Genomic DNA, 387 nt, shown 5'->3' on the forward strand with positions numbered 1-387 from the left:
CTATGACGGCGTGGCAATCATGAACGCACTGCGCCGTCACCCGGCCAACATCGTCGCGACGGTGGACGGCTTGGCAGCTTCGGCAGCGTCGTTCATCATCCAGGCGGCCGACGAGGTGGTCATGGGCAAGAACACCGAGCTCATGATCCATGATGCCAGCGCCATCTGCTGGGGCAACGCCAAGGACATGGCCGACACTGCCCAGATCCTGGACCGAATATCCGGCACCATCGCCGGCATCTACGCCGAACGCGCCGGAGGCACAGCCGACGAATGGCGCGAGGCAATGCTGGCCGAGACCTGGTACACGGCCGAGGAAGCAGTCACCGCGGGCCTCGCGGACCGCGTGGACGCCGGCGATGAGGCTGACCCCGACGCCACCAACCG

Annotated in this window: 1 protein-coding gene; it reads left to right on the top strand. The window is 66.4% G+C overall.

The annotated features are described in order from the left end of the window. Positions 1–19: 19 nt before the first annotated feature. On the top strand, positions 20–387 hold a 368-nt coding region (locus AC3XQU_RS23170; RefSeq protein WP_489876505.1), incomplete at its 3' end, for a head maturation protease, ClpP-related.

This window comes from Telluria sp. AZSoR62 (genome assembly GCF_058111565.1).